The organism is Psychrobacter raelei, assembly GCF_022631235.3.
GTDB classification, from domain to species: Bacteria; Pseudomonadota; Gammaproteobacteria; order Pseudomonadales; family Moraxellaceae; genus Psychrobacter; species Psychrobacter raelei.
This window is the reverse complement of record NZ_CP093310.2, coordinates 1,150,781-1,170,523: the sequence shown is the minus strand read 5'-3', so window position 1 is coordinate 1,170,523 and position 19,743 is coordinate 1,150,781. Positions and strand designations below refer to the sequence as shown.

The 19,743-nt window shown below is 43.7% G+C and carries 16 protein-coding genes; 10 read left to right on the top strand and 6 right to left on the bottom strand.

What is annotated here, in order from left to right:
* Positions 1–102 precede the first annotated feature (102 nt).
* Together MN210_RS05065 and MN210_RS05060 are read left to right on the top strand one after the other, a co-directional pair.
* Positions 103–1,155 (top strand): threonine aldolase family protein, encoded by a 1,053-nt coding sequence (locus MN210_RS05065; RefSeq protein WP_338412673.1) that lies wholly within the window; start codon positions 103–105, stop codon positions 1,153–1,155.
* A 188-nt stretch (positions 1,156–1,343) separates the two neighbouring features.
* Positions 1,344–2,144, top strand: coding sequence for an enoyl-CoA hydratase/isomerase family protein (locus MN210_RS05060; protein ID WP_110816400.1), 801 nt, complete (start codon positions 1,344–1,346; stop codon positions 2,142–2,144).
* 135 nt (positions 2,145–2,279) lie between these two features.
* Here the strand turns inward: MN210_RS05060 and MN210_RS05055 are convergent, their stop codons facing one another.
* Together MN210_RS05055 and acnB are read right to left on the bottom strand one after the other, a co-directional pair.
* Positions 2,280–3,479 (bottom strand): aminotransferase-like domain-containing protein, encoded by a 1,200-nt coding sequence (locus MN210_RS05055; protein ID WP_338412672.1) that lies wholly within the window; start codon positions 3,477–3,479, stop codon positions 2,280–2,282.
* A 351-nt stretch (positions 3,480–3,830) separates the two neighbouring features.
* On the bottom strand, positions 3,831–6,434 hold the full coding sequence (gene acnB / locus MN210_RS05050; RefSeq protein ID WP_011960171.1) for a bifunctional aconitate hydratase 2/2-methylisocitrate dehydratase: 2,604 nt from the start codon (positions 6,432–6,434) through the stop codon (positions 3,831–3,833).
* Positions 6,435–6,974: 540 nt separating this feature from the next.
* Between acnB and MN210_RS05045 the strand changes: the two genes are divergently transcribed.
* The 6 genes from MN210_RS05045 (at position 6,975) to MN210_RS05020 (ending at position 13,007) form a co-directional block, all read left to right on the top strand.
* Positions 6,975–7,376 carry a carboxymuconolactone decarboxylase family protein gene (locus tag MN210_RS05045; RefSeq protein ID WP_241879398.1) on the top strand — a complete coding sequence of 134 codons (402 nt, stop codon included), beginning with the start codon at positions 6,975–6,977 and terminating at the stop codon, positions 7,374–7,376.
* Between the two features lie 160 nt (positions 7,377–7,536).
* Positions 7,537–8,580: a lipoyl synthase gene (gene lipA / locus MN210_RS05040; protein WP_011960169.1), complete on the top strand. Its 1,044-nt coding sequence runs from the start codon at positions 7,537–7,539 to the stop codon at positions 8,578–8,580.
* 360 nt (positions 8,581–8,940) lie between these two features.
* Positions 8,941–9,867, top strand: coding sequence for an alpha/beta fold hydrolase (locus tag MN210_RS05035; RefSeq protein ID WP_338412671.1), 927 nt, complete (start codon positions 8,941–8,943; stop codon positions 9,865–9,867).
* A 125-nt stretch (positions 9,868–9,992) separates the two neighbouring features.
* Positions 9,993–10,814, top strand: a complete 822-nt coding sequence (gene dapD / locus MN210_RS05030) for a 2,3,4,5-tetrahydropyridine-2,6-dicarboxylate N-succinyltransferase (protein WP_338412670.1) — start codon at positions 9,993–9,995, stop codon at positions 10,812–10,814.
* Positions 10,815–11,066: 252 nt separating this feature from the next.
* Positions 11,067–11,804 carry a 7-carboxy-7-deazaguanine synthase QueE gene (gene queE / locus MN210_RS05025; protein WP_241879396.1) on the top strand — a complete coding sequence of 246 codons (738 nt, stop codon included), beginning with the start codon at positions 11,067–11,069 and terminating at the stop codon, positions 11,802–11,804.
* Between the two features lie 51 nt (positions 11,805–11,855).
* Positions 11,856–13,007: a multidrug resistance efflux transporter family protein gene (locus MN210_RS05020; RefSeq protein ID WP_338412669.1), complete on the top strand. Its 1,152-nt coding sequence runs from the start codon at positions 11,856–11,858 to the stop codon at positions 13,005–13,007.
* A 44-nt stretch (positions 13,008–13,051) separates the two neighbouring features.
* Here MN210_RS05020 and MN210_RS05015 read toward each other — a convergent pair whose 3' ends face one another.
* From MN210_RS05015 to rplU, 4 genes are all read right to left on the bottom strand, one after another.
* Entirely contained in the window at positions 13,052–13,699 is a 648-nt protein-coding gene (locus tag MN210_RS05015) for a TetR/AcrR family transcriptional regulator (RefSeq protein ID WP_241879395.1), read from the bottom strand.
* A 454-nt stretch (positions 13,700–14,153) separates the two neighbouring features.
* Positions 14,154–14,831 (bottom strand): outer membrane lipoprotein periplasmic chaperone LolA, encoded by a 678-nt coding sequence (lolA, locus tag MN210_RS05010; RefSeq protein ID WP_486660071.1) that lies wholly within the window; start codon positions 14,829–14,831, stop codon positions 14,154–14,156.
* Between the two features lie 491 nt (positions 14,832–15,322).
* Positions 15,323–15,580, bottom strand: a complete 258-nt coding sequence (gene rpmA, locus MN210_RS05005) for a 50S ribosomal protein L27 (RefSeq protein WP_011960162.1) — start codon at positions 15,578–15,580, stop codon at positions 15,323–15,325.
* A gap of 142 nt (positions 15,581–15,722) precedes the next feature.
* Complete coding sequence (rplU, locus tag MN210_RS05000) at positions 15,723–16,034, bottom strand: 50S ribosomal protein L21 (RefSeq protein WP_007393805.1); 312 nt, start codon at positions 16,032–16,034, stop codon at positions 15,723–15,725.
* A gap of 756 nt (positions 16,035–16,790) precedes the next feature.
* On the opposite strand from rplU, the gene MN210_RS04995 reads away from it, so the two are divergent.
* Both MN210_RS04995 and MN210_RS04990 read left to right on the top strand, forming a co-directional pair.
* The gene (locus MN210_RS04995; RefSeq protein WP_011960161.1) at positions 16,791–17,720 is read left to right on the top strand and encodes a polyprenyl synthetase family protein; all 930 of its coding nucleotides are present in this window, start codon (positions 16,791–16,793) and stop codon (positions 17,718–17,720) included.
* Positions 17,721–18,311: 591 nt separating this feature from the next.
* Positions 18,312–19,721 carry an efflux RND transporter periplasmic adaptor subunit gene (locus MN210_RS04990; RefSeq protein ID WP_011960160.1) on the top strand — a complete coding sequence of 470 codons (1,410 nt, stop codon included), beginning with the start codon at positions 18,312–18,314 and terminating at the stop codon, positions 19,719–19,721.
* Positions 19,722–19,743 lie beyond the last annotated feature (22 nt).

Genomic DNA, 19,743 nt, shown 5'->3' with positions numbered 1-19,743 from the left:
CGTATTGATGGGTTTTCCTTGAGCTACTTAACGTATTGTTTAGTAGCTCCTTTTTGTTTTTAACGTTCAAAACCTTAATCTAAGAGAGTTTAAAACCAAGTTATGTTTCATTTTTTAAACGATTATAGCGAAAGCGCCCACCCTGACATCATCACTGCCATGCACGATGCCCACTTACAACAACATAAAGGCTATGGCTTCGATGAGTACTCTGAGCGGGTACGCGACCAAATAAAAGCACAGCTGTCTGATCCAGATATTGCCATTCACTTTGGTATCACAGGCACTCAGGCCAACTTGGTATGCATCGATGCCATGCTGACCCCTATTGATGGCATCATTGCCTGTGATACCGGCCATATTGCGGTCAATGAGGCCGGCGCTATTGAGGCGACAGGACACAAAGTTATTTTGGCGGAGTCTAAAGATGGCAAATTGACCATAGAGGCCTTAGATAAGGTGCGAGTTCGCCACAGTTTCACGCCGCATGTCGTGCGTGCCAAAGCCGTCTATATCTCCAACACCACAGAGCTTGGTACCGTATATAGTTATCATGAGCTTAAGGCCATCTCAGATTATTGCCGCAAGCATGATATGTATCTATTTATGGATGGGGCACGGTTGGGTGCTGCCATTGCCAGTAGCCATGCTAATCCTGATGATAAGGACATGAGTATCGCTGACTATGCCCAGCTAACCGATATATTTTGGTTCGGTGGCACTAAGATGGGGGCTATGTTCGGTGAGATTTTGATCATTCCTAATAAAAAAATCGCCACCGATTTTAATATTTACCTAAAGCGTCATGGCGGCTTAATGGCCAAAGGCTATCTTCTGGCGTTACAATTTGAGGTATTGTTAAAAGACAACAAATATCTTGAGCTGTGCCATCATGCCAACACTATGGCCAAAAAGTTAGCGGAAGGCATCCAATCTTGTGGCATTGAGCTATTTGTTCCTGCTCAAAGTAACCAAGTATTTGCACTTATGCCGCAGGCGCTGATTGCCACCTTAAAAAATGACTTCGAATTTTATGAATGGGAGCAGCTAGATAACGGCTTTAGTATCGCCCGCTTGGTCACCTCTTGGGCCACACCTGAGATGCAAGTGGATCGATTCGTACAACTGTTACAAAAGGCCACCTCGAATAACTAAATCTTGCTATGAACGCAACCAATTGTTTTTGTATGATTAAGCAGAAACCTGTATAACATATAAGTGCTGCATTAGGGCACTGAGCATAGCCTTAGTGGCTTTGTAAGTGCCCATTTATCATCAACAAATTTGGTTTGCCAAACTTGGCTGACTCGTTATTTTTTCTTAAATTCGTCAGGAGGTCGCTTATGACCCAGTCTCAAGATATCGTGCTGTATCGCGTTGATAATCACATTGCTACCCTTACCTTAAACGACCCAAAAAGCCTTAACGCATTTAGTACCCCGCTAAAAAATGCTGTCATACAAAGTCTAGAAGAGGCGAATAATGATGAGCAGGTACGTGTCATTATTTTACAAGGCTCAGGTGGCAACTTCTCTAGTGGCGGCGATATCAAAGAGATGATCTCTGAAGGCCTTGATAAAGAGACGCTCTCAAATAAATTGGCAGCCATGGTCACCGGTGCCGGTGAAGTAAGTTTGCTGCTGCGCAAAATCCATAAACCTATTATTGCTAAGCTAGAAGGTGCGGTGGCAGGCGCGGGTATGAACTTGGCCTTAACCTGTGACTTTCGTATCACAGCAGACAATGCCAAATTTGTCCAAGCCTTCGTCCATATTGGCTTGGTGCCAGATGCCGGCGGCGTGTACTTATTAAATCAGCTGGTGGGGCCAGCTAAGACCACTGAGCTTGTCATGCTGGGTGATAAGATTACTGCCAAAGACATGGCGGATTTAAATTTAGTCAATGACGTGGTCAGCGCCGATGAGCTAGATGATGCCGTGTTAAAGCTTGCCAATCGCCTATGCGCCCTGCCTAGCAAGGCATTAGAGACTATGAAGCATCTGCTTAACACCCATGCTTATATGGGTCTTAATGAAGCCTTAGATATGGAAGTGCATCAGCAAGCTAGACTGGCCAAAACGGATGACTTCATCGAAGGCATCACGGCTTTTATCGAAAAGCGTAAGCCGGTTTATAATCAGTAGTGTGATTCTTGACCGAGCTGTTAAGCGATAGCTAAAGCAGTAAAAATAGCCGTTAAAAAAGTCACCGATTAAATCGGTGACTTTTTACTGTCTGCACCTGCAAAATTACGACTGACTCAATGAATTATTGCGATATTATTGAGCCGCACGATAAGCATCCAGTGCTGCTTTTAAGCGCTTAATTCCTTCAATAATCTGCTCATCATCTAAGCTTGTGAAGTTTAGACGCATATAGTCTTTATATTCTCCTGACAATGAGAAGGCTTCACCTGGTACGTAAGCGACATTATTATCAATGGCATATTTAAGCAGATCCATCACGGCCACGCCTGGTACACGTACCCAGATAAACATACCGCCATTGGCTGGTGCCATCTGAACCTCATCGCCTAGATAAGTATGAATGGCCTCTACCATGCAGCTTTTCTTAGCAGAATAGGTCTGGCGAATGACATCAATATGGGCATCTAAGTCATTGGTGGTGACATACTGATACAGCAGCTCCTGCACAAAGGAGTTGGTGTGCAAGTCAGCTGCTTGCTTGGCGATGACCATTTTAGCCAACACAGGCTTAGGTGCAATTACCCATCCCAATCTAAATCCGGGGACAAATACTTTAGAGAACGAGCCCATATACACCACATGCTCAGGGGCCAGTGCATAAATCGGACGAGTAGTCATACCTTGAGTATTTGGATCATCAAACAATAAGGCGCCATAAGGGTCATCTTCTAGCATCAGCTTGCCGCTATCTTGTAAGATATCGGCCACTTGCTGACGCTTATCAGCAGAATAAGTTAAACCCGTTGGATTTTGGAAGTTTGGAATACCATAAAAAAACTTACTGTCTGACTGCATCATGGTAGTGCGAAACTGATCGGTATCTATTCCATCTTCTAACAGTTCAACTTCTTTAAACTCAGGCTGGTACATACGAAAAGCTTGGATTGCCCCAAGATAGGTCGGCGCCTCCATTACCACACCATCTTGTGGGTTGATATAGATTTTGCCAAATAAATCTAGTGCTTGCTGTGAGCCGGACACAATCATCACTTGATCTGCATCGACTTGTACATCATGAGCATCTGAGAAACGCTTAGCAATCCACTGGCGCAGGCCTAAGTGACCTTCAGTGGTGGTATACTGAAAGATACCATTGTCTTGGCGGTCAAACATGGCATTGCTGGCATCTTTGATGGTCTGATGTGGGAACAAGGTAGGATCTGGTAAACCACCGGCGAAGGAGATAATCTCTGGTTTAACCGTTAACTTTAATATTTCGCGGATAAATGAGGGTTTTAATCCGTTAATCACCTCTGAAAACTCGTACTGCATATCGCTCTCTTTTTATAACAAGTTGGGTTGACTGGCGTAGATGGGCTTATAATTGCTAGCGTGCTTTTTTGGGGCCAGTATTTGACGTAAATTATTATCATAAGCCAGTATATAGAACCCGCCATTCATACGTCTAGCAGCAATTGTAACCGCTGCAGCTAAAGCCAACTGCCCTTATTAAGTTCTGCTGTCTAAAGCGGATGCTTAGATGAGCGGCAGTTCACACTATTGAGGCACTGCAAACAAAAAACTGCTATCTAGACGAGCAAAAAAAAGGCCCCGCATCCTTAGGATACGGGGCCTTTTGTTTAACGACGTTTTGCTTAATAACGAAGCGTTTTTCAGGTCATATTATGACAATTGCGCCACGTTAATTTTATCCGCCTCTTCGGTGTACTCTTCCATACGGTCGAAGTTCATGTAACGATATACTTCACCGCCCATGCTGTTTAGCATGCCAGCGTACTGCTGATACTCTTCGTTCGTTGGCAGCTTACCAAGTACCGCAGCAACTGCCGCAAGCTCAGCTGAAGCTAGGTATACGTTAGCGCCTTGGCCCAAACGGTTCGGGAAGTTACGGGTTGAGGTAGATACCGCTGTAGAGTTTGGTGCAATACGTGCTTGGTTACCCATACATAGCGAACAACCTGGCATCTCAGTACGTGCGCCGGCTTGTGCGTAAGTATTGTAGTAGCCCTCTTCCATTAACTGGCGTGCATCCATCTTAGTAGGTGGTGCAATCCATAGACGAGTTTTCAGGCTACCTGCTGGTACTTCTTGTAGCAGTTTACCTGCGGCACGGAAGTGACCGATGTTGGTCATACAAGAACCGATGAATACTTCATCAATCTTGTCGCCAGCGACGTCAGATAAAGTCTTGGCATCATCTGGATCGTTCGGGCAGCACAGTACAGGCTCTTTGATTTGGCTCATATCGATGGTCATATCGATGGCGTATTCAGCATCAGCGTCAGCACGCATTAAGCTTGGGTTCTTCAACCACTCTTGCATCGCTTCGATACGACGGCTTAGCGTACGAGCATCGCCGTAGCCTTCAGCAATCATCCACTTAAGAAGCGTGATGTTTGAGTTTAGGTACTCAGTAACTGACTCTTCAGATAAAGTGATGGTACAACCCGCTGCACTACGCTCAGCTGAGGCGTCTGATAGTTCGAACGCTTGCTCTACCGTTAAGTCTTCTAGACCTTCAATCTCTAAGATACGGCCGTTAAACTCGTTGATTTTACCTTTTTTATCAACGGTTAAATAACCTTCTTTGATCGCTTGTAATGGGATCGCGTGTACTAGGTCACGTAGGGTGATACCAGGCTGACGCTCACCAACGAAGCGAACACGAACAGACTCAGGCATATCTAGTGGCATAACACCTGTCGCTGCTGCGAAAGCTACCAAGCCAGAACCTGCTGGGAATGAGATACCCATTGGGAAACGAGTATGCGAGTCACCACCGGTACCAACAGTATCCGGAAGAAGCATACGGTTTAACCATGAGTGGATGATACCGTCACCTGGACGTAAGCTAACACCGCCGCGGTTCATGATGAAATCTGGCAGTGTGTGCTGAGTTTCAACGTCAACTGGCTTAGGATAAGCGGCTGTGTGACAGAAAGACTGCATCACTAGATCTGCTTGGAAACCTAAGCAAGCTAAGTCTTTTAACTCATCACGAGTCATAGGACCAGTGGTATCTTGCGAACCAACCGTGGTCATCTTAGGCTCACAGTACATACCTGGACGTACACCTTCCATACCACATGCTTTACCAACCATCTTCTGAGCTAAAGTAAAGCCTTTATCAGATGACGCAGGCTGCTCAGGTTTTGCAAATACGTCTGAATGCTCAAGACCCATGTATTCACGAGCGCGGTTGGTTAAGGCGCGGCCCACGATTAATGGAATACGACCACCGGCACGAACTTCATCTAGTAAGGTATTTGAGTTTAGTTTGAAGGTTGATAGTACTTCATCTGAGTCATGCTTAGTGATTTTACCCTCATAAGGATAAACATCAAATACATCGCCCATATTGATGTTATCAACAGCTACATTTTCAATCGGTAGTGCACCTGAGTCTTCCATCGTGTTATAGAAGATAGGCGCAATTTTGCCGCCCAATACCAGACCGCCAGCACGTTTGTTTGGCACGTTAGGAATATCATCGCCCATTAACCAAAGTACTGAGTTAGTAGCAGATTTACGGCTAGAACCGGTACCCACAACGTCACCCACATACGCTAGAGGGAAGCCTTTTTCTTTTAGCGCTTCAATCTGCTTCATTGGACCACGTACGCCCTCTTCATCAGCAGTGATGCCGTCACGAGAGTTTTTGTGCATAGCCAATGAGTGAAGTGGAATATCCGGACGGCTCCACGCATCCTGTGCTGGAGACAAATCATCTGTGTTAGTTTCGCCCGTTACTTTGAACGCCGTATAAGTCGATTTTTGTGGTACTTCAGGACGGTTTAAGAACCATTCAGCGTCAGCCCATGACTGAACCACTTCTTTGGCTTTAGCGTTACCCGCTTCTGCTTTTTCGGTCACATCATTGAAAGCATCGAATACCAATAGGGTTTTCTTTAGAGCTTCTGCTGCGTTCTCAGCCACTTCAGCATCATCTAGCGCTTCAACTAAAGGCAATACGTTATAACCGCCTTGCATAGTGCCTAGGATATCTACTGCTTTTTGCTTAGTGATTAATGGTGAGGTTGCTTCGCCTTTTACGATCGCTGCTAAAAAGGCCGCTTTTACATAAGCTGCTTGGTCAACACCGGCAGGTACACGGTTAACCAAAAGGTCCATCAAAAACTCTTCTTCACCGGCTGGTGGGTTTTTTAATAGCTCAACTAAATCGGCAGTCTGATGCTCAGATAGTGGTAGGGGTACTGTACCAAGTTGGGCACGTTCTTCGACATGTTTACGATAGGCGTCTAACACAATAAGCGTCCTCTTTCATTATTTTATGCAGGCTAGGTTGCTTCCACTTGGGATGGGTCACTATTGTCGATTTGCTTAGCTATAAATTTGCATAACTATAAATCGCCAATAGTGAAATTTTTGTGGTGGCTTCCGGCACCTTGCAGGTGGGTTTAACTTTCGCCACTAATATAGCCTAAAATGGTCAAAAAGTTAATCACCAAACGTCACAGGCTAGGTTTTTTAAGGCCATATCCAATATTTATTTTAAAAATACCTACTATAGTTCAAGGCGCACAGCCCATATTATAATTTCAGCGCTCAGCAGCTCACTATTGAGCACGCATAGCCCCTATTAATTTTAGGTAAGCACAGTAAAATAAGAGACCATTGTCATTCATATCATGCCCCAAACCTTGCTCACAAACCTTGAGCCTGCTCACAAAAAAGAACGGCTTATTTCTAACAAATCTAGGCCGTCCGCAGCAAGGCCCACTGTTTTTTATATTTTTTATCTTTTGTTTTTTATATTTTTTAACCGTAGATTTAGGAGTATCAGTGATGTCAAAAAGCGATCTTTATAAAAACGGCCTAGAAGTTCGTACCCAAGTGATGGGTAAAGCGCATGTCAAACGCTCTTTAGAGACTGCCACCCCGTTCACTCAGCCACTTCAAGACTGGATTATCGAACACGCTTGGGGCAGCACTTGGCAAGATGATGACATACTGCCGCGTAAGTATCGCTCCTTAATTACCCTGGCTTTTTTAATTGCCCAAAAAAGTCCGCAAGAGCTTAAAGGTCACGTTCGAGGTGCTATTAATAATGGCGCAACCGTTGCCGAAATCCATGAAGTACTCATGCACAGCTTACCTTACTGCGGCGCGCCGACCACCCAAGAGGCGTTCCGAGCCGCCATTGATGCCCTAACCGAGCTTGGCATTGACTTACAAGATCCACTTTAATTAAAAATTAAGGCTGACTAACTTAAGGTTATTTTGCTGTTGTTATCGGGTTGAATTCTCCGCGTTTAACCTAATATCTGCTATAATAAGCGCAATAATTTTTATAATTTGACCCACCAACAAACCCTAATACTATCAAGGGTTAGGACAAAAGCTGATTATGACAACTACAGTAGAAACCTTCGTGCCGGAAGCACCACCTAAACCAAAAAAAGCCATTAAAGGCGAAAAGCTACGTGGCTATGACAAGGTGGCTCGAATCCCAATTAAAGTTATTCCAACGGTTGAAGCGCCTAAAAAACCAGATTGGATTCGCGTTAAGATGTCTTCACCTGCTGAGGTCGATCGCATCAAAAAAACCTTGCGAAAACAAAAGCTGTACACCGTTTGTGAGGAAGCCGCTTGCCCTAACCTGCCGCAATGCTTTGGGGATGGTACCGCCACCTTTATGATTATGGGTGATATTTGTACCCGACGCTGCCCATTTTGTGATGTGGCGCACGGTCGTCCTAATGAGCTTGATAAAGATGAGCCTCGTCATACTGCTGAAACCATTCAAGGCTTGGGACTTAAATATGCGGTGATTACTTCTGTCGACCGTGATGATTTAAAAGATGGCGGCGCTCAGCATTTTGTGGATGTCATCAATGAGTCAAAAGCGTTAAGCCCAAATTGCTTAATTGAAATCTTAGTGCCAGATTTCCGTGGTCGTATGGATGTGGCATTAGACTTGTTAACCGAAACCGCGCCCGATGTGTTTAACCACAATATCGAAACAGTGCCTCGCTTGTACAAAGCGTTCCGCCCGGGCTCAGATTATCAGCACTCACTAGACTTACTTAAACAGTATAAAGCGCGTCGTCCTGATATCGCTACCAAATGCGGCTTTATGGTTGGCCTAGGCGAAACTGAAGAAGAAGTATACGCTCTACTTGATGATCTAAAAGCACACGATGTGGATATGATTACCATTGGCCAGTACTTGCAGCCGAGTAAAAACCATGCCCCTGTCGATCGTTATGTCCATCCTGATGAGTTCCAGCGCTATATGGATTATGGCAAAAAAATCGGCTTCTTTAGCATTTGGGCAGGCCCTATGGTTCGCTCAAGCTATTTTGCTGATCGTCAGTATTATGGTGAAGACTGCCCTGCCCCAATTCGCAGCAAAAAAGCTTTAGAAGCTGAGGGTAAGCTTGGCTGTTAAGCGCTATTTTAATTCGTAAAATACCATCAAATAAAAAGGAGGCCTAACTCATGGGCCTCCTTTTTATTATAAATCACTGTAAAACTACCCATTTTAGGGGGTAAATATAAGGTGACACAAAAGATAAGCAATAAGCAGACGACAGCATAACGTAATCACGCCATTTAAGTTATAATATCCACATAACCGACTACCTAGACAGTATCTTTTATACGGTTTATCAAAAAATTCGTCAAATATAGGTAGAAAGTCTCTCACATTCATAGCATTAAGCTAGAGTTGACTCCAGAACTATCATAACCATCTAAATAAATACCTTTTTAACAGATCAAAATTAATGCCTACTCATAAGGACCTTCCATGGCTAAGACCATTTTGTCTTCAGATCAAGCGCATACTCTACATCACACTTTATATGCACCTAAAAATAATGCCAAAGCCACTTTATTAATAGTCCATGGTATGACCGAGCACAGCGGTCGTTATGAGAAATTTGCTCAATATTTGGCCGATCAAGACATTGCCGTTTTAACCTACGATCAGTTGGGTCATGGCCGCAGCATCAATAATGCCGAAGAGCTGGGGTATTTTACCAAGTCATATCCGGTACAAACCGTGCTAAAAGATGCGGTCATTATGGCTGACCAGCTAAAGTCTCATTATCCTGATGTGCCCCATTTTATTATGGGTCATTCTATGGGCTCTTTTGTGGTGCGCAATGTGCTACAAGTGCACAGTAGTGAATTTTCTGGTGCCATAATCATGGGCAGCAGTGACTATAACCCCTTAATTAAGGTGGCATTACCCATCGCCAAAGTGCTCAATCAGTTGCAGCCTAAACGCCCCAACCCAGTTTTAGCAACAGCAATGATTAAGCTGTTTAATGCCCAACTAAAAGACAAATCCTCAAGCTCGCCCTTTGCTTGGCTAGCACGTAATCCTGAAGGGGTTGCTGAATATGAAAATGATCCACTTTGTGGTTTTTATTTTACCAATAATGGGTTTTGGACTTTATTCAACTTAATGGATACCGGCCTTGACAAAAACTGGGCTGAAACCATAGACCATGATTTCCCTATGTTTTTTGTAAGTGGTGAAAATGATCCTGTGGGCAATATGGGAAAAGGTATTCGCAAACTGACCAAACGCTTAAAAAAGCAAGGCTTCACTAAGATAAGTCGTCAAATATATCCGCTCATGCGCCATGAGCCACTGCATGAAACAGACAAGCAAGACGTCTATGCAGAGCTTGCAAGCTGGTTAAACACACAGATAAGTCAGTCTTAAACTTTGACCGCTACTGTTAAGTGGTCTGATTTGCTAATAAGCAAAAAATTAGCGACAATAGCTTGAGCGTTATTTTCCGGTTTAATCGGACGCTTTGCACTTAAACCCTTTTATTTGGAACCCCTATGTCATTAGAACAAATTATTGAACAAGCCTTTGAAAAACGTGCCGAATATAGCCCCGCGACTATGCCACAAGAGGTAAAAGATGCGGTAAATAGCATACTAGACCAACTTGATAACGGTAGCCTACGTGTCGCTGAAAAAAAAGACGGTGAATGGATCGTTAATCAGTGGGCCAAAAAAGCGGTACTTTTATCTTTTCGCTTGAACGATAACTACCCTATGCAAACCGGTGAGCACGTACAGTTTTATGATAAAGTTCCCACTAAGTTTGCTAACTGGACTGAGCAGCAATTCGTTGAAGCCGGCGTCCGTGTTGTACCACCAGCGGTAGCACGTCGTGGCTCATTTATCGCCAAAGGCGTGGTATTAATGCCAAGCTATACCAATATTGGTGCTTACGTGGATGAGGGCGCGATGATTGATACTTGGGCCACAGTGGGCTCATGCGCTCAAATCGGTAAAAACGTACACTTATCAGGCGGTGTCGGCATTGGTGGCGTATTAGAACCCCTACAAGCCAACCCTACTATCATTGAAGACAATTGCTTTATTGGTGCTCGCTCTGAGATTGTTGAAGGCGTTATTGTTGAAGAGGGCTCTGTTATCTCAATGGGTGTTTATATCGGCCAATCCACTAAGATTTATGACCGTGAAACTGGCGAAATTACTTATGGCCGCGTACCGGCCGGCTCTGTGGTAGTCTCAGGTAGCCTGCCCTCAAAAGACGGTTCACACAGCTTGTATTGTGCTGTTATCGTCAAAAAAGTCGATGCACAAACCCGTTCAAAAACCAGCATTAATGAGCTACTGCGTCTGGCTTAATGGCTTAATGGCTTAGATACCTGATACCTAATACCTAAACGATACTTGCTGAGCGGTACTGACTGACTTCAGCCAGATAATGACAGTTACAACTGTTGGGTTTACCCCTACTTTACGAAAAGAATTAGCCTCACGGATTTAGATAAGGTGCTTAGATAACTCTAAGCACCTTTATTCATTTTTATCGATTCATCGCTTTATGGCGTGATTTGGCTGTTGTTAAATCATGCCACTTTCATCAAGGCACACATTATGACTCAAAATACACCGCTGCGTAGCCAAGCCATTCCTGTTACTGATCCAGAAGCCGGCTTACGCATGACTGAGATTTTCTACTCCCTGCAGGGTGAAGCGCTTACCGCAGGCCTACCCACAGTATTTGTACGCCTAACGGGCTGCCCATTACGCTGCGTGTATTGTGACACCACCTACTCTTTCACAGGCGGTGAGCGTCTGTCTTTAGAGGCGATTATGGCCGATATCGCTCAGTACCCTTGTAAGCGCATCTGTCTAACCGGTGGCGAGCCGCTAGCACAGCCCAATGCCATACCACTGATGCAAAGACTGCTTGATGAGGGTTATGAGATTTCTTTAGAAACTGCTGGCGCTTTATCAGTGGCAGACGTGCCTGCTGCCGTCAGTAAGGTGATGGATATTAAGACGCCCAGTAGCGGTGAGTCGGATAAGAATCTATGGTCGAACTTAGAGTACTTAACCCAGCACGATCAGCTAAAATTTGTGATTATGAATCGCAGCGATTACGACTGGTCCAAACAAAAATTGGCCGAGCACAATTTGGATAAAGTGGTGGGCACTGTCTGGTTCTCCCCTATGTTTAATGTCCATGATGATGCTCAAGGCGATGTGGCAGCAGTAGATGTGCTCAATTTAGCGCGAGAACTTGCTGAATGGATATTGGCAGATGCCCTACCAGTAAGACTTCAGTTACAGCTACACAAAATCATTTGGGCCGATGCCAAAGGCAAATAAATAAATAAATAAATAAACAACCCACTACAGCCGAGCTACAAGGAGTTACTTATGGTCAGGCTGATTGTTATTACCTTAATCGCCAGTGCATTTTTTAGCTCAACTTATATTCTAAATGAGCTAATGAGCAATGTTGGCGGACATTGGTTTTGGTCCGCCAGTTTACGCTATTTATTTACCTTGCTTATTTTGACGCTTGTCATCGCAGCTCAACATGGTATGAGGCGTATTGGCGAGCTTTGGCGACTGTTTACCGATCACTGGATATTTTGGATACTCACCGGCAGTATTGGCTTTGGTGTTTTTTATGCTGGGCTATGTTATGCCGCAGATCATGTCAGTGGCTGGGTGGTTGCCGCTACCTTTATGTTCACTGTTGTGGCAAGCTTATTGGTACTTATGGCTTTTGGCCACCGCTTTCACAAAAAGCTTATCGCTTATGCTGCACTGCTTTTACTGGGTGTCATTCTAGTGAATCTCAGTGAAGCCCTGTCCGCTCCGGCAGGTATGATTATTGATATTCCGTTATCTCATGTTGTGCTTTATGGCGCCCTGCCTTGCCTTATCGCCTCTTTTAGTTACCCCATAGGCAGTCAATTGGTCTGGCAGGCCTCTTACAATGCTCGGGTTATTAACTCACAACGGGCCAACCAAGCCCAAAAAATTAGCCAGCTACAATTTTGGTCAGTGGACAGTGACTTTCAGCCTCTGACCACACTTGCGCCCAGAATTATCTCGCTAAATATGGCCGATTATTTTTATGAAAACAACTGTGTGATTGAGTCGCAGCCGCTACCGCAGTCAAAGCTGTCTCGAGCCATTAGTCTTATTCCAAGCATAGATACTAAGTTACTGCGCAACTCTTTTAACAAGGTTTGGCTAATGACGCTAGGCAGCGCTCCTTTTTGGTTTGTTTTAGCTGCCGTGGTACAGCCAGAGTTACCAGACATCCTTCAGATAACAAATACACTCGTGGTGGCTTTATTATCAGGAGTGATTGCGACTAGTCTGTTCTTGTTCGCGCGTGAGCGGGCTCAAACTTCCAGTGAAGTTGCGGGGGTGGATGCCACTCAGGCCAGCGAGGTGATCTTTGCCTTGATAGGCGGCATGGTATTTTTAAACAATCCCATGCCTTCTTTTATCGGGCTTACAGGTATAGCCGTTATTATGATAGGGTTGATTTTATTTGCAAAAAATGGATAAGCGCTGTGGCTTAAAGGCTTGTAGAATAGCTGCATCGCCGTTATTTACAACTTTTTTCCAGAAAATAGTGACAGCACATACTCCACATGGCGCTCTACTACTTGCTTAGAAAAAGGGTCTGTTGCTGATAATCTCCTAAATTGTGGGGCAAAGGTGAATATAGAATTTACTGCCCCTATAAATAAGTATCGAACGTGCAAGCTATCCCCTTCTGGCATTAAGCCCAATTTTTGAGCCTGCTGTAATAGATCTAACTCAGAGTCGGCATAAGGACTGATATATTCATCAGTGAACCAATTTAATAACTCAGAGTCGCCATGATTGGCTTGAATCATAAAGCGATGAAAGTCCGGAAATTCTGCACTAAAGTTAATATAATGCTTGAGTAATTCTCGAACCACTTCAATTTGCTCAAGACGGCCAAGGCTTTGTCGGTACTTTTCTGACTCGCTTAGATAAGTGTCAAATATAGCAGCAGCTGCCGCTTTCCACAGATCTTCTTTGGTGCCGAAGTGATGAGTGATTAACGTATGATTCACTCCCGCTCTACTGGCAATGGCACGGGTTGATACACCCTCAAACCCAGCAGACGCAAACTCAGCAAGTGCCGCTTTAATGATTTTGCATTTGGTCTCACGTGAACGCTTTTGCTCTGAGCGTTTTTGCGGAGCACAGCTTACTTTTGAATTCATGGTCACTTCACCTCCAAGCGATAAGTGGACAGCAGGTTAGCAAATAAAAACGGATTAAAATCACCCAGATTGCTCTATCCTCTTATCCCTTTAAACCTCACTAATTACTGTATCTTAATGATTTAAAAATAAGTTTGTTTAAACCGAATAACCTTCACTATGTCATAGCGAAAATACGTATCCAAAAGTTAAGTTTATCATATCTAAACTTTATACGCTCTGAAGTGAAGCATGCTGAGACTAGATTGATGTTCAGACCATATTAAACCACGCCGCCCCATGTAAAGCACTTTACTCAAAACCAATAAAACCCAAGCATTAAGCTCGGGTTTTATTAAATTTAACTTTAATTATACTTAAAAAAGTAGACTTAAAATATTAGGTCATCAATAACAGACTGTAAGAAACGCCAACGACCTATGAGCAGCCTACTGTCTGAGTCTCTTCGACTCCCTTACTGATTAATAATGTCGACACCTTTAGGCGGCGTAAACTTAAACTGGCTGCTATTAATGCTTGGGTTAACTTTTACATTGCTAAATTTAATAGAGGTCACTTGGCCCAAAGAGTCATTAAGTACCATCATAATGGGTTTGCCACCATTGAAGCTCACCGCTAGACTGTTAAAGTTACTGCCGCTGGCTTTTGGATAAAGGACATAATAGTTCTTTTTGGCATCAGGCTGAGTGATTTTAAAATTGCTGGCAATTTTACTTGGGTCGCCTGATAGCAGTAAAGCTGGGGTATTACCCAATTGCTGATCGGCATTTTGACGGGTCGCTTGCTGTAAGTCCTTATCATATACCCACATGGCACTACCATCGGTCACGATTTGCTGTTCAAACGGTGAGGTGATGTTCCAGCGGAATTTATTTGGGCGTTGCAGACTCATATTACCTGAAAAAGTACCATTTTTTGCGCTGAGGCCACTTTTGCCGCCATTGGCACCTTTAGTGGTCTGAGTGAAGTTTGCCGTCATGCTCTTAGTATTAGCCAATAGCGCGTTTAAACGCTTGGCTGCAGTTAAGTTATCCGCTGCTGTCGCCGCCTGTGCTGCTTGTGACACTGCGATTATCGGCATGCCAAAGATAAGTGCACCTGATAACGCGGTGCCCATAATATTTTTCATCATTTTTGTTGTTTTGTTTTTAGGATTCACTGAATTTTGCATGTTGTAAATTATCCTTCAAAAATTAAAGCAAGGGTTAAGTAATGACCGTAGCAACGTTAAATCACCACCGTCTTTATTATATTGATAGCTTATATACAAGAAGATGTATAACTTGATGGGTAGTGTGCCATTTCTTTTATTACCTGACTAGACGAAATTTGCAAATAAAACTGCTGGCTTGTTACACAGTTATGACTTGCTTTGGACAATCTGCGATTTTATGACACACAAGGCTTTTTTGTTAACTTAGGTTGTGCTAATTGGTGGTTATTTTTTATGCGGTATGATCTATCCGCTTGATTTATCAGATGAATTTAGACTATAAAAAAAGCTCTGATATTGCTATCAGAGCTTTTTTGTGGGTAGTGAACTAAGCACTACCCTATAAATTCGCAACCTAATTAGAGAAGCTCTACAAAATGGCAAAACCTTTATAATTAGGCGATCGTTATTTAGGCTTCTTGAACAGAAACGTAACGACGGTTGAATTTACCTTTAGTGTCGAACTTAACAACACCATCAGTTAAAGCGAATAGAGTATGGTCACGACCCATGCCTACGCCAGCGCCTGCGTGGAATTCAGTACCACGTTGACGAACGATGATATTACCTGCCACAACATCTTGACCACCAAATACTTTTACGCCAAGCATTTTTGGGTTAGAGTCACGACCGTTACGAGTTGAACCTGCGGCTTTTTTATGTGCCATGAGAAATCTCCTTACTGAGACTAATTTATAAAACTTTATTACTATAAGTCAGTTAATCTTAAAGCACTTCGATAAGTACTGTAAAATAATTAATGTTACTTAACGTGACTGACTGTATAAGTGTAAAGGTGATTACCAGCTATTAAACATTAATCGCTTTGATTTTAAGAAGCGTGTACCACTGACGGTGGCCTTGCTCTTTGTGATAATGCTTACGACGCTTGTGCTTAACGATACGGATTTTTTTGCCGCGACCGTGCTCTACTACTTCAGCTTCAACGCTTGCGCCTTCAACAACTGGCTGACCAATTTTATAATCATCGCCATCAACAACCATTAATACGTCTTCAATTTTAATGGTCTCGCCTTTTTCAGCTTTAAGTAGCTCAACTTTTAGTAGTTCATCAACGTTTACACGATGCTGTTTACCACCACTTTTAATAACTGCGTACATCTTATGACTCCGTTTAACCCGTGTGCCGTGGTTATTAAGATACCAAAAGGTGTCTGTAATAACGCTTCAGCTTTTGCCTGATTTACGTACACGACAGGGAAAGTTACAGAAAATAGCTTTGCAACAATTTTACTTTTACGCTTTATAAGATCTGCCTACTAAGCACAAACCTTATTGAGTCATGAAAGCAAATACTGCATAAGCTTTGAATATGAAGACGGAATTCTACGCATTTATGGCTTAAATTGCAATAGATGATTGCAATTTAAGCCTATGTTATGATGTTGTTTTATACTGACTTTGGCTTAAGAGCCACTTTCAATGGCCATCTTGAGATAATTAAGGGTAAATAAGACAAACTCACAACCTTAAGACGATATTTTACCGTTACTGCACACAAAACTATATTACAATATCGCCACTTAAGATCGCTGCAAGCCATGTGCTTTAAATTGGCCATCTTACCCTGAGTATATAACACAATAAACTATCACGCATTTGTAGGTGACGTGCTGTTGGCTTGAGCTAATTATCTTTTATTATATCGTGTAGAGGTTAATGGCCTTTATATGAGTTAACTGTCTATATTAGCCTTATCTTATGCCTCACCTCTTTTTGACTTCAGTTGACAATGATATGACCACACCAAACACGCCCTCTTCAAGCGATACCCCTATTATTAAAGATGAAACTATTAAAGATGAAACGCTCGATTATGCCGATATCCAGCAAATTATCGCCGATGACTTCGCCATTATGGATAAGCAGGTCTTTGGTAGCTTAAATTCAAAAGTACAGCTGGTAATGAATGTCTCTCAGCATGTGATTAATGCCGGCGGTAAACGCATGCGTCCATTGATTACCTTGTTGTGCTCAAGACTGTGTAAAGATGAGCAGTCTAAAGATGCGATGCATTTGGCTGCCATCACCGAGATGTTACACACAGCGACCTTAGTCCATGATGATGTGATTGATGAGTCAGGCATGCGTCGTGGCCGCCCTACTGCCAATGCCACTTGGGATAATCCTACTGCGGTCTTAGTGGGCGACTATCTTATTGCCCGCGCCTTTAACTTATTGGTGGGTTTTCAAAGCTTACCTTTATTACAGCTGTTCTCAGATGGCACCTGTGACATCGCTGAGGGTGAAGTGCTACAGCTACAACACCAGCACAATCCTGAAGCCACCGAAACAGATTATATGAACATCATTGACGGCAAAACCTCACGGCTATTTATGATGGCAACCGCGGGCGTGGCTATCTTGCAAGATAAACCTGAATTTATGCAGCCCTTTAGCGACTTCGGTCAGCATTTTGGTAATGCCTTTCAGATTATCGATGATGTCCTTGATTATAGTGGAGATAGCGAAGTTATGGGCAAAAACCTAGGCGATGACTTGGCTGAAGGTAAGCCCACACTACCCACCATCGTAGCACTGCGTCTCCTAAAACAAAGTAACGCTGCCGATTACGATAAGCTGCGTATCGCTGTTCAGACCGGTAAAGTTGAGGATGCCGCCAGCCTGATAAAATTGGTACAAGACTCTGGCGCCTTAGAGTATTGCCGTAATCGTGCCTTGGAGGAGACCCGATTAGCCCAACAAGCCTTAGCGCAGCTGCCCGATAATGAGTACCGCAAAGGTCTGTGGCAATTAACTCAGCTTGCCAGCTCACGTTTGGCCTAGCGTCACCCATCGACATTTTATACTTAAATATAATCGGTGCAAATATAACCGGCGCTTAATCCCCGCGTGGTTTAGCAGCAGCCTACCAGTAACTGATGGGCTGCTGCTTTTTTATTGGCTTTATTAACCCCGTTATAACTTTATTTGCTCATAAACACCATTTAAAGTTTGTTATACTTTACACTTGTAATATATAATAGGCCGCATAATTGGCTTAAATATCCCAATTGGTCAACCTATCTTCACCTCTTTTCGATCTTCCAAACAAGCACCCCACCTATCTTTACAGCATTTAGGTGGGTTTTATTATCCAAAAAATCAAAGTCTCAAAGTTTTTGGTAATGCGTGCTTATACTCAAAAACAACTGCCAAATGAGAGGGTAAAATAGGTAGCTATGTATAGCTGCATAACGATTATCAGTCATAATTCTAATTTGATATCGGCTGAGCCAAGGGATATTTACAAATTTAAAACAAGTGCCTTACTCATCATTGCTAAAGTACGTATAATTTGTAAACTTCCATTATTCTTAAGCGTAACAAGCTAGCAAATATTTGCTTGTGATGACCCACTATTTAAGGTTTTTTTACATGAAACACTCGCACCTTTTCATTGCTATTAGCTTAGCTGTATCTGGTTTATTTATTGCCGGTTGCGACAAAAAAGATGAGGCTGCAGATGCTGCCGCTTCTCAGCAGCAAATGCCGCCCGCTGTGGTCAATGTCATTCCTGTACAATTCCAAACAGTTCCTTTAGTTCAAGAATTCTCGGGTCGTACAGCGGCTTATGAGGTTGCCGATATCCGCCCTCAAGTTACTGGGGTGGTGGATGAAATCTTATTTCCGCAAGGCCGCATGGTCCAAAAGGGTCAGCCTCTATATAGAATCAGCCCAGAAAACTACCAATCTAGCGCCGGCGCCAATCAAGCCGCTGTACAACAGGCTCAGGCCAATGTAGAGACTGCTAAAGCAAGCTATAACAATGCTTTGGCCAATATTGAGTCACAAAAAGCATTGTTAGAACAAGCTCAAGCTGATGTGCGTCGCCTTAAACCCTTGGTTGCTCAGCAAGCTATTTCAGAGCAGCAGTACGAGCAAGCCATGACTCAGCTAAAAACAGCACAAGCAGGTCTAAATAGTGCTCAGGCGGCGGCACAACAAGCCCAAGCCAATATCGCAAGCTCACAAGCTGCGGTAGCCACAGCGCAGGCTCAGTTATCGGGCAGTCAATTAGATATCAGCCGTACCATTGTACGCTCGCCCATTTCAGGCGTCACTGAGCGCTCAAGCGTCACCGCTGGTGCCTTGGTAAACGCCAACCAAGCCAATCCTTTGGTTACTGTCTCAAAAATCGATCCGATTTATGTTGATATCAGCCAGTCCTCTAGCGAGCTATTAAAGCTAAAACAACAGCAAGCTAAAGGCTCAATACAAGCTGGTACCAGCACCGTTGAGTTGGTATTTGAAGATGGATCGACGTATCCGGTGCGTGGTCAATTGTCACTGGCTGAAGCCAAGGTTGAGCAAGATACCGGGGCGGTCACCCTGCGTGCTATTTTCAAAAATGATAACTACATGCTGCTGCCAGGTATGTATGTAAAAGCCCGATTAATTCAAGGCTTGATTAATAACGCGGTGTTATTGCCACAAAGCGCTATTATGCGTACGCCAAAGGGTGAAACCCAGGTGTATATTGTTGATAAAAACAATAAGATTCAGGTTCGTAATGTCACTATCGAAGGCACTTATCAAGGCCAGTGGATTGTGACTGACGGCCTGCAATCAGGGGATAATGTGGTGGCCATTGGTGGCGCCAAAGTTAAGCCTGAACAAGAGGTGGTCAGTAAGCCTTATGTACCGACCTCTAGCGAAGGCGGCGCAGCCCCTCAAGCAGGTGGCGCACCTAACCAAGGGCAAGCCCCCGCCGCCAAATCTGAAATGCCAAAAGGCCCTGTAGCCCCTCAAGCGCAAAAGTCGCCTGAAGATGACGCTGCAAAATAACTCAAAAATAGGCAGACTAGGA